11 protein-coding genes are annotated in these 11883 nt (G+C 65.6%); 3 read left to right on the top strand and 8 right to left on the bottom strand.

Annotation, left to right across the window (positions count from 1 at the left end; all coding sequences use genetic code 11):
* Positions 1-9: 9 nt before the first annotated feature.
* A complete protein-coding gene (locus tag D8Z78_RS17410) occupies positions 10-1026 on the bottom strand; it encodes a translocase (protein ID WP_121630417.1) in 1017 nt (338 codons plus the stop codon).
* Between the two features lie 181 nt (positions 1027-1207).
* Here D8Z78_RS17410 and D8Z78_RS17405 point away from each other — a divergent pair, with 181 nt between their 5' ends.
* Complete coding sequence (locus D8Z78_RS17405) at positions 1208-1537, top strand: DUF2322 family protein (protein ID WP_121630418.1); 330 nt, start codon at positions 1208-1210, stop codon at positions 1535-1537.
* An 18-nt stretch (positions 1538-1555) separates the two neighbouring features.
* Here D8Z78_RS17405 and D8Z78_RS17400 read toward each other — a convergent pair whose 3' ends face one another.
* From D8Z78_RS17400 to D8Z78_RS17390, 3 genes are all read right to left on the bottom strand, one after another.
* On the bottom strand, positions 1556-2476 hold the full coding sequence (locus D8Z78_RS17400) for a hypothetical protein (protein WP_121630419.1): 921 nt from the start codon (positions 2474-2476) through the stop codon (positions 1556-1558).
* A gap of 83 nt (positions 2477-2559) precedes the next feature.
* Positions 2560-3963: an HWE histidine kinase domain-containing protein gene (locus D8Z78_RS17395; RefSeq protein WP_121630420.1), complete on the bottom strand. Its 1404-nt coding sequence runs from the start codon at positions 3961-3963 to the stop codon at positions 2560-2562.
* Positions 3964-4133: 170 nt separating this feature from the next.
* Positions 4134-4961 carry a phosphogluconate dehydrogenase C-terminal domain-containing protein gene (locus D8Z78_RS17390; protein WP_121630421.1) on the bottom strand — a complete coding sequence of 276 codons (828 nt, stop codon included), beginning with the start codon at positions 4959-4961 and terminating at the stop codon, positions 4134-4136.
* Positions 4962-5046: 85 nt separating this feature from the next.
* Here D8Z78_RS17390 and D8Z78_RS17385 point away from each other — a divergent pair, with 85 nt between their 5' ends.
* Entirely contained in the window at positions 5047-6381 is a 1335-nt protein-coding gene (locus tag D8Z78_RS17385; protein WP_121630422.1) for a four-carbon acid sugar kinase family protein, read from the top strand.
* On the opposite strand, the gene nanR is transcribed toward D8Z78_RS17385, so the two are convergent.
* From nanR to D8Z78_RS17370, 3 genes are read right to left on the bottom strand one after another with little or no spacing between them, the layout of a single operon-like run.
* Positions 6372-7073, bottom strand: coding sequence for a transcriptional regulator NanR (nanR, locus tag D8Z78_RS17380; RefSeq protein WP_240672168.1), 702 nt, complete (start codon positions 7071-7073; stop codon positions 6372-6374). The genes D8Z78_RS17385 and nanR overlap by 10 nt on opposite strands.
* A 7-nt stretch (positions 7074-7080) precedes the next feature.
* Positions 7081-8715 carry a D-apionate lactonase family protein gene (locus tag D8Z78_RS17375; protein ID WP_121630424.1) on the bottom strand — a complete coding sequence of 545 codons (1635 nt, stop codon included), beginning with the start codon at positions 8713-8715 and terminating at the stop codon, positions 7081-7083.
* Between the two features lies 1 nt (position 8716).
* Positions 8717-9724 carry a Gfo/Idh/MocA family protein gene (locus D8Z78_RS17370; RefSeq protein ID WP_121630425.1) on the bottom strand — a complete coding sequence of 336 codons (1008 nt, stop codon included), beginning with the start codon at positions 9722-9724 and terminating at the stop codon, positions 8717-8719.
* A 64-nt stretch (positions 9725-9788) separates the two neighbouring features.
* Here D8Z78_RS17370 and oiaX point away from each other — a divergent pair, with 64 nt between their 5' ends.
* Positions 9789-11033: a 3-oxo-isoapionate-4-phosphate decarboxylase OiaX gene (gene oiaX / locus D8Z78_RS17365; RefSeq protein WP_121630426.1), complete on the top strand. Its 1245-nt coding sequence runs from the start codon at positions 9789-9791 to the stop codon at positions 11031-11033.
* Here the strand turns inward: oiaX and D8Z78_RS17360 are convergent.
* Positions 11018-11698, bottom strand: coding sequence for a GntR family transcriptional regulator (locus tag D8Z78_RS17360; protein ID WP_164932999.1), 681 nt, complete (start codon positions 11696-11698; stop codon positions 11018-11020). The genes oiaX and D8Z78_RS17360 overlap by 16 nt on opposite strands.
* Positions 11699-11883: the final 185 nt, after the last annotated feature.

The raw sequence follows: 11883 nt of genomic DNA, 5'->3' as shown, positions 1-11883 counted from the left end.
AAGCTCGGTTTATCTGGCGGCGATTGTCAGGTTTTCGATGAGGTTTTTCAACACCAGAAAGTCACCGATGGTGTCGCAGCCGGGCATGTCGACCACGAGGTCACGGGTGCGGATGCCTTGGGTGCCGCGCAATTCCAGTGTCTGCGCCTCGATCGCCTTCGAACAGTTTTGCGGCGTGATCTCTGCCTCGACTGTCAACAGCACCTCACCGGCCTGCTTGGCGGTGCCGGTCGGGAAGGTATAGACCTCGGCCATCCGGGCCTCCGGGGCGGCGGCATTGCCAAGCCGGACGAGAAAGCCGCCTTCGCCGATTGCGGCGGCGGCGAGGTCGCCAGTGGCATCGTGCCAGATATGGCCCGGACCGAAATAGCCGCTGGTGAACTCGCGTGCGTGAAGTTGCAACCCGGCTGGCCCCTGCCATTGGACGGCGACCCGGTCGTAGAAGGCCAGCGAGCTGACCTCGGCATTGGCCGTTGCACCGGTGCCATCCGCGAACGAGGCGATCATGACCGCCTGCTCGGCCAGCGCCGGGACGCGGATCGACAGCAGGCCTGCCGCGTCGGTCGCGGTGGTGAACATCATGCCCATATGATGGATCGTCACGCGGTCCGACGGGTGACAGGGGGCGTTCAGCGTCAGGTTGACCATGGCGCCCGCGCCGGGTTCGGCATCCAGCGTGACCTTGCAATCCTGCGCGACGGCGACCTCCGACTGTGCGGCGGGGCGCGGCGCCTCGGCGCGCGGCTTGCCGAAGCCTGCGGGAAGGTTGGAGGTATCGAGGTCCTCGGTCGCGGCGACGGGTTGTGGCAACAGCGTCGCCGATGCGCCGCGCGGCACGAGACTGACATCCGGTCGCGGCGCCGCAGCGCCAGAGGATACATCGGTGATCTCGACGACCTCGACCTGGGCAGGTGCGACAAGCGCCTTGCCCCGCGGCGCGTTGAAGCCGTACTGCATCACGTATCCGATGCCGAGCGCGCAGACGAAGGTTGCGCCACCCAGAACATAACTTTTGAGACCCGGCATATCTGCCTCCTGTCCACACACGGTTAACGCATACTTTCGGTTGCAACTATGGCACGGATGGGGCGCCGACGCGGAGTCATTACGGCGTTCATAGTTGTCTCGGCCTTAACGCCGTGGGTCATTGAGGCTGGCGGAGAAAGTGGCTAAATCCAGACCGCACCACGGGAAAAGGGATTTCGGGATGATCCGGCCGACTGCGTCTTTCAAGGAAAACCTAGAACAAATGCCATCGATCGACGGTTTGGTTCGGATCGAGCTTGTCGATCCGGCGGGAAACACCGTCGCGACGATCGAGAACCAGCCGGGCAAGCAGGGCTCGCTGGCGGTTTACCAGTATTTGCACGATAGCTTTGGGATGCTGAACGCAGAGGCCGCCGCCCATGGCCTCGCGGTGTTCGCCGAGCATACCGAGGACGCCAAGGCCCGCCCCGGCGCCCATCCCAATATCGACCGCCTGTTCGAGATCGCCGGTGGCGCTGCGCCGCTGGAGGTGCGGCGCGTCACGGCCTGACCGCCGCGCGGCACCAATCTAGAAAACTGCGCGCGCTACCCGGATCAGCTGCAACAACTCGTATTCCGTATCGGCCAAGCGCACGAGTTGCCCGTTCACCACGGCGTAGTTCTGGCCCTCATCGAGGTGCGGCAACCGATAGAGATTGACCAACTCGTCTTGGGTCAGCGCGGTTGTGGGCGCGATGGGGCTGTCTGATGCCAGATCGGCCACCTGCGCGATCTGGTTGACCAGCAGCAGCGCGGCGTGGTCCTTGTCGTCCAGCAGCACCGGCAAGCCGTCGATCAAGGCGTATTGCTGGCCCTCGGGCGCGGGGTCGAGACCGTACAGGGTGGCGATCTGGTCGGATTGCAGCACCAGCCGTTCGGGATCGGGGGCAATATCCTCGCGTTCCTCCAGCCATTCCTCGCGGCGCTCGGTCCACAGCGCATCGTAATCCTCGCGATCGTAGGAGGCCCATTCGTCAAAGGTCACACCTTTCTTCGCCAAGCCCGGCGGCACGCAGGGCGGGTCCTTCTTGGCGAGGCCGGGCGGGCAGTTGGCATAGGTGATCAACTCGTCCGCCGATAGATCCGCGACGCCAAGCTGCGGCGTTGCCCAAACAAGCGCGGACGCCCCGAGGATGCGGGTCATGTCCCGCTTCTCCAGACCGGGGGTGGCCGCCGGGGCCGGACGGCTTTTGGGGCGCGGCGTGTTGCCTGCCGGTTTTGGCCCTCCGGCATGGTCCGGCTTGCCGTGACCCGGATTGGCCCTGCCTTGGCTTGGCGAGCCCTTCGGCTTTTTCCGCAGCTTGTCGTTGCCATTGCCTTGGGCCAGCCAGACCTGACCGGATTGAGGCACGGCATGGGTGATGCCGCCGGGCGGGGTCATCGGGTTGGCAAGCAGGGAGGTCGATGTCACGCAGAGCGCCATTGCGCTGGCGAGTGCAAGCTTGGTCATGTCGCAGGCCTTTCGTTTCGCGGGGAAACGCGGCGCTTCGGTAGGATGTTCCTCTGGTCCTGCGCTGGGTGGCAACCCGCCGCTCAGCCGCGCGCGGTCTCGATCACGTGCCGGACAAGGTCTTCTTCGGCGAAGGGTTTGCTGATGATCGGCGCGTCCTGAAACACCACATCCAGTTCGCCGGGGTCCATGTGGCCGCTCAGAACGACGAAGGGGATCGCCGTCCGGGACAGTTGCGATGCGACATCATCCGCCGTTTCGTGGCCAAGGTTCACGTCCAGAACCACGATGTCGGGGGCGTCGCGCAGGGCCTGCACAGCCTGAGCCACGGTGGTGAACGGGCCAAGCACCTCGGCCCCCCGCGCACGCAGGATCTCGGCAATGTCCATGCCGATGATCGGGTCGTCCTCGACAACCATGATCCTCAGGTCGGCGCAGGTCGCATCGTCGACCGGGGACGGCTCCGCCTGCGGTATCCCCGTTTCCAGCGCGGCGATCTCGGGCAGGGCGCGCTCTTGCCCGTGATTGATGAGGATGTCGCACACCAGTCCGTCCGGTGCAAAGTCGAGCGTCAGCGTGCCTTGGTCGCGCAGCGCGTTGTGCAGGATCGTCGATCCGATACCGACCCGGCTGGGCGGCGACACCACCGGACCGCCCGTCTCGGCCCAGCATAGGCGGACCTGACCGCCGTCCTGCTGGGCAATGGACAGGTCCACCCAACCCCCGTGCATCGACAGGGCCCCGTGCTTCACCGCGTTGGTCAGCAGTTCGTGCAGGATCATCGCCAACGCCTCGGAGGCTTCGCCAGAGAACATGATGTTCGGATTGCCATCGACCCGGACGCGGTCGCCCCACCCGGCAAAGGCCTTCATCTCCATTTCGAGGATGTCCCGCAGGCTCGCCCGTTCGGCTTCGGCGGCGACGAGGACGCGGTTGGCCCGCGCTAGGGCGCCAAGCCGTTCCAGCAGGGTCGCGGCGAAATCGTCGACGGTCGTCGATTTCTTCTTGGCGTGGCGCACCATCGAATTCAGGATCGCAAAGGTATTCGCCACGCGGTGGTTCAACTCCTTCGACAGAAGTCTCAGCCGGTCCTCGTTCTGCTTGGTCTCGGTGATGTCGATCACGTGGCCGATCAGTTTCGACACCTTGCCCGTCGCGGTGAGTTTCGGGATGCCCTTGGCGCTGATCCACCGCTCGGCCCCGTCGGCCCGGCGAATGCGGGTTTCGAAGGACCAAGGCTCACCTTCGGCCAACGCCCGGTTCAACGCGTGCCTGACCCGCCCACGGTCCTCTTCGGCGACATAGGCCAGAAAGATGTCCGCGCTCCAGTCGGGGAGCGGTGTCATGTGGCCAAAGATCTGGTCATGGCGGAGATTGCGCAGCGCCTTGCCACTTGCGGCGTCGAGTTCCCAGATCCCGATCTCGGAGGTCGCAAGGAGAAGGTCGAGATGGTCGCTGCCATCCGCCGGAAATGCAATCTCACTCATGGGCGCTCGCTTTGCCAAATGCTTCGTACATGGGAGCCATTATAGTGCCTATCTGGCAAGTCTGCACCCGATCAGCACGAATACGCGCGGCAAAACCCGGCTGGTGAACGTAAAGTCATCCTTGTTGGGCGGCGCGCGTCCGGATTTGGCCAGTCGCGCGCCCTGTCGTGTCAGGTGATCCGGCGGATCGAGTCCATGATTTCGTCGCGCTCGAAGACCCGCTTCCAGTCGTCCTTCATCAGGGCGGGGATGCCGAATTCGATGGCCTTGTTGCAGGCATCCGAGAACTGGCCCTCTTGCACGCCAAAGATCACTGCGCCGAGGATGTTCATGTGACCCAGCAGGAAGTCGCGGGCGCAGTCCTCGGACACGCCTTGCGCGACCACCTCGTCCATCGCCTGCTTCATGACCACCAGAAGCGAGGCGCAGACGGTTTCCGACAGGCCGGGTTCCAGATAGGCCATCTGTTCGACGGTGACGCGATAGGTGGTGCGGACGGGCGCATAGATCGCCTTGGCGATGGCATCGCCGAGCGCGTAGTGATCCTCGGGGCCCTGCATCAGCGCGTTCACCACACCTTGAGGATGGGCGACGCCGCCGAAACGATCCAGCCGGGCGGCCTCGGTTTCCTCGTTGTGGAAGATCATTGGGTGGCAGGGATGCGTGACGAAATAGGTGATGTCGTCGCGTTCGGGCAGGTGCCCGGCATGGGGCGCTGCGGCGTCGAGGATCACGACCATCGTTCCGGGGGCAAGCTTGTCGACGATGCCGCTGGCGACCTTGCCGATCAGCGTATCGGGCACTGCCAGCACGACGACCTCGGCCCCGTCCAGCGCGGCATCCAGATCGACGCAATCGACGCCGACGGCCTCTTTCAGGCGGGCGCGCCCGGCTTCGGACACTTCGACATGGCGCACCTTGAAATCGGTCTTGGCAAGGTTTGTCGACAGGCGCACACCCATCTTGCCGCCGGCACCCAGCAGGGCCACATTGGTCATCGTCTTTCTCCTCTGGCCGTTCGGCCTTGTTCAACTGGTATGATGAGATAATAATGTGGGTAAAGAGTCAATGCGAGGGCCGGGCATGACCCGCTTGATCACGTGGTATGGCGATGATTTCACCGGCTCGGCTGCCGTGATGGAGGTGCTGGCCTTTGCCGGGATCGAGACAGTTCTGTTCTCGGATATCCCCTCGGACGCGATGATGGCGCGGTTTGCGGGGTGTCGGGCGGTGGGCATCGCCTCCACCGCGCGGACGCATGGCCCCGACTGGATGGAGGCGCACCTGCCCGCGCCGTTCCGGTTCCTGCACGGTCTGGGCGCGCCGATCCTGCACTACAAGGTCTGCTCGACCTTCGATTCCGCCCCGGACAGCGGCAATATCGGCCGGGCAATCGAGATCGGGTTGGAGATCACCGGCGCAAAGGCCGCGCCCTTGCTGGTGGCGGCCCCGCAGATGCGGCGCTATCAGGCCTTTGGCCACCTTTTTGCGGGCAGTTTCGACGGGGTCTTCCGTCTGGATCGGCACCCGGTCATGTCGCGCCACCCCGTCACGCCGATGGATGAAAGCGACCTTCTGGCGCATCTGACCTTGCAGACGGACCTCAAGGGCGCGGTGATCGACCTTGAGGCGCTTTGGTCCGATCATGGCCCGGCGCTGGAGGAGGCCTTGGCGCAAGAGGCGCGCATCCTGTCGGTCGATTGCATGGACCCCGGCAGCGAGGCCGCCGCCGGGCGGCTGATCTGGGAAAACCGCGACGTGCTGGGCTTTGCCGCCGGTTCGCAGGGGGTCGAATACGCGCTGGTCCGGCATTGGCAACAGACCGGAGTGATCCCGGCCGCGCCAGTGGCGCAGGGCGCGGGGCGCGTCGATCAGATCGCGGTTGTGTCGGGGTCGGTTTCGCCGTCGACCGCGCGGCAGATCGACTGGGCCGATGCGCATGGCTTTGCGGTGATCCGGTTCGATGCGGTGCGGGCGTTGCAGGACGAAAGCGCCGAGGTCGCGCGCTGCGTGGCCGAGGGCATCGCGGCGGCAGGGCGCGGCCTCAGCCCGCTGATCTGTTCGGCCACCGGGCCGGACGACCCGGCTGTGGCCGATCTGCGCGCCGCGACCAATGACATGGCCAAGGCGAACGGGATGATCGGCACCGCGCTGGGCCGAATTCTGGATGGCATCCTGCGCGCGACGGGGCTGCGCCGGGCGGTGATCTCGGGCGGGGATACCTCGGGGCATGGCATGCGGGCGCTGGGGCTGGAGGCCTTGCAGGCCATCGCGCCGACCATCCCGGGCGCGGCGCTGAACGTCGCCTATGGCGCGGGGCCGCATGACGGGCTGGAGATCGCGCTGAAGGGCGGGCAGATGGGGTCCGAGGACTTCTTCGGCTGGATCAGGGAAGGCGGCGGCCCGCGTCAGGCCTGACCAAAGGCCTCGGCAGAGCGGTCCATGTGCCGCGCCATTTCCGTCACCGCGCCGTCGCCGTCATGCGCGGCGATCCGATCGACGATGCGGGCATGTTCGGCGAGCGTGATATCCTCGTTTCCGGACCAGTGCAGCAGCGTCGTGTGATATTCGAACAGCCAGCCCAGCATGGCGCGGCTGACGCTTTCGATGATCGGGTTGCCGGTGATCGCGGCCAGCCGGATGTGAAAGGCCATGTCGGCGGCGATGAAATCCTCGGGCTGACCCAGCTGCGCGCGCTGCGCCTCGACCAGTGCGCGCAGATCCGAGACATCCTTGTCGGTGGCGCGCTCTGCGGCCTGCCGGACCATGCCCAGTTCGAACATGCGCCGTGCCTCGCGCAGGTGGTTCAGGTTGTCCGGGGCAGAGCTGAGCACCATGCGCGCCAGATCGTCCGATTGGGTCAGCACCGTGGTCGCGTCGATCCGGTTCACGCGGCTGCGCTCGCCATGGCTGATGGTGATCAGCCCGCTGTTGTGCAGCGATTGCAACGCCTCGCGCACGGCGGGGCGGCCCACGCCGAAGCGTTCCATCAAGGCCCGTTCCGAGGGCAGGGTATCGCCGGGTTTCAACTCGCCCGCGGCCAGCATCTGGCGCAGGCGGTCCAGCACCTGATCCGACAGCTTGCGGCGTATGATCTTGTCAGCGGTCACGGTCTTTTCATATCGGGTTGTGGGCCGAAGTCCAGCCATAGGCGGGCAGGCCAGTGTTTGGGCCTTCGGTCAGATTTGCGAGGATCTCTGTCGTGCCCACATGCAGGCGGGCAAGGCCATGGGCGATCTCTGCCGCATGCACCTGTTGCCCGGCCAATCCGGCGAGCAGGGTCAGCGCCTGTGTGATCGGCCAGTCGGGATGCAGGCCGCGCGGGCCGGTCATTTCCGCCGGGGTCCAGACCGTGACGCCTGCGGGGGCCAGCGCCGTGGCCAGCCCGATGGCATAAGCCGCGCCAAAGGCGCTGCGGTGGCGCGGGTCGTCATCGGCCATCGGCACATGCGCGCCATCCGGGTTGGGGATGGTCCGAGCGCCATAGGGGTTGTGGCGCATGGCGATGGTACAAGGCCCGATGCGATAGCCGCGATCCCCAAGGATCGCCCGCGCCGAGCGGGTGATATGTGGGATCGTCTCCAACGTTTCCATCACATGCAGATCGTCGGCGGCATGCACGATGGGGCACAGCCCGTGCCCGGCAAAGTCCAGAAGTTCCATCGGGGGGCGCTTGCGGTTCAGTTCGGGAAAGAAGCTGACCATGCCACCGCCGTTGCGTGGGAATAGGCTGCGCGCGATCCGGTGGATGTCGTCCAGCGGCGGGCAGTCGGGCCAGTCAGAGCCGGGCGGGGTCGATTGCCGGTCCACGCTTGGGCAGACCAGCGTGCTGTCCGGCTGAAAGCCGGTGGACGTCAGCAGGTCGGCGATCTGGCTCAATTCGACCTCGGGCGGCTTGGCAAAGGCGCAGACCAGTTCGAGGTCGTAGATCGGCGCGGGCAGGCGGGCTTGCAGCGCGGCCAGCGCGGCGATCTGCGGGGCCGGGTCACGATTGGTATCGACATGACACAACAGGCGCTGCGCGGGGATCGGCAGCGCCGTCACCTGCGGCGCGTCCCAAGCGTTCAGCAAAAGGGCGGTGTCGGGAAAGACGGCTTGCCGCATGTTCGGCCTTTCGCGCGCCTGCGCGGGCGCGCCAAGCCGTTCGAACCGCACCGTCACCCTCTGGTGAAAACGGCTGCCGGGGTCGAGCCGGTACGGCCATGGCAGCGCCAGCGGACGGTTGTAGGTCTTGAAGGACGCATCGCCCCATTGCCGCTGATCCTCCATCTCGAACGTGTCGCCTTCGAGATGGCAGATGGTGCGCAAGCCGTCGGCCTCGTGTTCCAGAACGGTGATGTCCATCATCGGCTGCCAAGGGGCGATCAACTCGGGGAACTGTGTGGCCTCGACCGTGCCGTCCGAATGGGTCACCCGCGCACGACACCCCGCGACATGGGCCGGGTGCAGCAGGGTAAAGCCGGTGCGGTTGGTCTCGAACGCGCCGGTGACGGTGCCTGTTGCCTCCAATGTCAGGGTGCTGTCTGAGCAGGTGATCGCCAGCTCGGCCTCCAGCCTCGCGTCGCCATTGCGGAAGGTCATCGCAAAGCGCAGCGGCGCGGTTTCCCGGACCTCCGGCGTGATCGTGCCCCAGTCGCGGTCCCGGCTGAGCAGGGCGATGCCCCGAAGCGCCTCGACCCCGGCAAAGCGGATGTGGCGCAGGGCCGCGCCATCCACCGCGAAAGACAGCTCGCCGAAGGTCATCCGCTGCATGTCAGACCTCCGACAGGGGAACGCTGCGCGCCTCTCGGGCCGACAGATACGCCGCCTCGACCAGAGCAAAGGTCTGAAGGTTGTCCTGCCCCGAGGTTTCCGGTTGCCGCCCCTCGCGCAGGCAGTCGACGAAATGCTGTTGGATCAGCAGAACGCTTTCCTGAATGTTGTGCCAAGGCCGCTCGGCCCAGTCCAGCACCGGGGGCGAGACGTCGCGCGTCACGCCATCGACGGTCAGCCGATACCCGGCATCCAGCCGCAAGGTGCCCTTAGTCCCGTCGATTTCCAGCAGGCTTTCGGGGAAGGTCTCGGGCGTGCGCCGCGTCGTGTAGGAACAATCCACCACCGAGGTCACGCCGTCCTTGTGCGCCAGTAGCATGGTGGCCACGTCCTCGCCCTTGATCGCGGGGTTGATGCGGCGGGTCGTGGCCGTGATCCGCTCGACATCGCCGAACAGCGCGCGGGAAATGTCGAGAATATGGATGCCGAGATCCTCGATGATGAAGCGTTCGCCCTCGGCCAGATAGGGCTGGCCGGAAAACACGTCATAGCCCGACCGGAAGGACACCCGGCCAAAGAACGGCGTGCCGATGGCGCCACCGCGCACGGCGTCGATGGCCGCGCGAATGGCGCTTTGCCAGCGGAAATTCTCATGCACCATCAGGGTCTTGCCCGTGGCCTCGACGGCGGCGACCATGGCCCGCGCATCGGCCATGGTCAGGGCAAAGGGTTTCTGGCAGATCACATGCACGCCATGGGCGGCGGCCAGCTCGACCAGCGGGCGGTGGCTGTCGACCGTCGTGGCGATGTCGACCACGTCAAAGCCGCCATCCGCGAGCATCTGCGCTGCATCGGTATAGCTGCGCGCCACGCCAAAGGCCTGCGCCGCGTCCGCCAGCCGCCCCGCGTCGCGGTCGCACAGGGCCACAAGCTTGACCCCGTCGATATCCTGCCAGGCGTGCATCTGGTTGCGGGCAAAGAAACCACAGCCGATCACGGCGATTTTCATCTCGGGCCTCGTTGTCAAAGTGGTATGATGAGCATTACTGTACCGTGACAGAACCGGAGGCCCCATGTCCAGCACGATCCGCGTCACCTACAGGTTGGAAACCACCGGCGACATGGGCGCTTTGGCGGCCAAGATCGCCTCGGACCAGTCCACCGGCACCTTCACCGAGCTTCCGGGTGAAACCGCCGAGGTCAAGGCCCGCTGCGCCGCGCGGGTCGAGCAGATCACCGACCTGCCGCCACAGGACACGCCGTCCTTGCCGGGGCAGGGGTCGGTGAGCCGGGCGGATGTGGTGATCTCCTACCCGTTGGAGGCGGTGGGCACGGACCTTGCAGCCTTGCAGACCATCTGCATCGGTGGCGTCTACGCGGTGCGCGGCCTGTCCGGCGTGCGGGTCATGGATATCGACCTGCCGGAGGCGTATCGGTGCCATCCTGGCCCGCAATTCGGCATCGCGGGCTCGCGCGACCTGATGGGCGTGTCGCAAGGCGTCATGATCGCCTCGATCATCAAGCCATCGCTCGGCCTGCTGCCCGAGGAAACGGCGGAGGTGGTCCGCCAGTTGTGCGAGGCGGGCGTGGATTTCATCAAGGATGATGAAAAGCTGATGTCGCCGGGCTATTCGCCCTTGGCGGCCCGGGTTGCGGCGATCATGCCGGTGATCGAGGCGCATCGGCAAAAGACGGGCAAGCGGGTGATGTATGCCTTTGGCATCTCCAGCGCCGACCCGGACACCATGATGCGCAACCACGATATCGTCGCCGAGGCTGGCGGCAACGCGGCGGTGATCAACATCAACTCGATCGGCTATGGCGGGATGAGCTTCTTGCGCAAACGCTCGGCCCTGTGCCTGCACGCGCATCGCAACGGCTGGGATATCCTGACCCGCCACCCCGGTCTGGGGATGGAATTCCGCGCCTATCAAAAGATCTGGCGCCTGCTGGGGGTCGACCAGTTCCAGATCAACGGCATCCGCGCGAAATACTGGGAAAGCGATGAAAGCTTCGTCCGCAGTTTCCATGACGTGACCGAGCCGTTGTTTGCCGATGCGGATTGCCCCTTGCCGGTCGTGTGTTCCGGGCAATGGGGTGGGCAGGCCTATGACACCTATCAGGCGGTGCGGTCGACGGACCTGATGTATCTGGCGGGGGGCGGGGTGCATGGCCATCCCGGTGGCATGGCGGCGGGCGTTCGTGCCAATCGGCAAGCGTGGGAGGCCGCCGCGCAGGACATCCCGCTGGACACCTATGCCAAGGACCACCCCGAGTTGGCGCAGGCCCTTGCCAAATGGGGTCAGGCCGAGAAGTAGTCGGGAAATTCCGCGCGCAGCACGCCGATCCGGGTGATCGTCCCGGTCAGGTGGCGGCGCATCGCATCGACGGCCATTTCCGGGTCGCGCGCGGCGATCCCCGCCACGATGGCGCTGTGATCCTCGACGATCTGTTGCATCTTGCCCGTGCGCGGCAGTTCCAGAGCCTGACAGCGCGCCAGATGCCCCAGCCGACGGGCCAGCATCGTATGCAAGCCTTGCAGGTTCAGCGCGTCGAACAGGGTGGCGTGAAAGGCCCGGTCGAGGCTGGAAAACAGCTGCATTTGCGACGGGTCGTCCAGCACGGCCTCTTGCATCTTGACCAAGGACCGGATGCGCGCCAGCAGGGCCTCGTCATGTTCGGCGGCCAGCCGCCGTACGACTTCGGTTTCGATGGCGACGCGCATGAACTGGCTTTCGCGCAACTGCTGTTCGTTGATCCGCGCCACGACGGTGCGTGACTGGGGGTAAATCCGGACCAGCCCGTCCTGCTCCAGCTTTTGCAGGGCCTCGCGCACAGGCGTCTGGCTGACGCCATAGGCGGCGGTCAGGTCGTTGCGGACCAGCACGGTGTCCGGGGGCAGGTCAAGGTCGATGATCCGCTGCCGCAGGTCGTCATAGACCCGCGCCGAGGCGCTTTGGCCCGAGGCCGTGTCGGCCGCCAAGAACCCTGCCAGTAGATTCGAATTCTCCCCCGCAGGCATCGCCCCCTCCAAATCGTGGTCGCACTGCATGTAGCCTTGAAACTCAGGAAAGACCAGATTGTGTCATTGGGTCAACTAATATACCAGAATTTCTTGTACGCAGCCCGCGCCAGCCGTCTGCCGCCCCTGAGCCGACGGGCGCACGC

This window comes from Tropicibacter alexandrii (assembly GCF_003667315.2).
In the GTDB taxonomy this organism is placed as follows: Bacteria; Pseudomonadota; Alphaproteobacteria; order Rhodobacterales; family Rhodobacteraceae; genus Tropicibacter; species Tropicibacter alexandrii.
The sequence above is the reverse complement of the archived record's forward strand: the minus strand, read 5'-3'. Positions and strand labels throughout refer to the sequence as shown.

Excerpts from the sequence above, each read along its gene's own strand:
- oiaX (WP_121630426.1), top strand. The coding sequence starts at position 9,789 with ATGTCCAGCACGATCCGCGTCACCTACAGGTTGGAAACCACCGGCGAC.
- D8Z78_RS17400 (WP_121630419.1), bottom strand. The coding sequence starts at position 2,476 with ATGACCAAGCTTGCACTCGCCAGCGCAATGGCGCTCTGCGTGACATCG.
- D8Z78_RS17390 (WP_121630421.1), bottom strand. The coding sequence starts at position 4,961 with ATGACCAATGTGGCCCTGCTGGGTGCCGGCGGCAAGATGGGTGTGCGC.
- D8Z78_RS17395 (WP_121630420.1), bottom strand. The coding sequence starts at position 3,963 with ATGAGTGAGATTGCATTTCCGGCGGATGGCAGCGACCATCTCGACCTT.
- D8Z78_RS17410 (WP_121630417.1), bottom strand. The coding sequence starts at position 1,026 with ATGCCGGGTCTCAAAAGTTATGTTCTGGGTGGCGCAACCTTCGTCTGC.
- D8Z78_RS17385 (WP_121630422.1), top strand. The coding sequence starts at position 5,047 with ATGACCCGCTTGATCACGTGGTATGGCGATGATTTCACCGGCTCGGCT.
- D8Z78_RS17375 (WP_121630424.1), bottom strand. The coding sequence starts at position 8,715 with ATGCAGCGGATGACCTTCGGCGAGCTGTCTTTCGCGGTGGATGGCGCG.
- D8Z78_RS17405 (WP_121630418.1), top strand. The coding sequence starts at position 1,208 with ATGATCCGGCCGACTGCGTCTTTCAAGGAAAACCTAGAACAAATGCCA.
- D8Z78_RS17370 (WP_121630425.1), bottom strand. The coding sequence starts at position 9,724 with ATGAAAATCGCCGTGATCGGCTGTGGTTTCTTTGCCCGCAACCAGATG.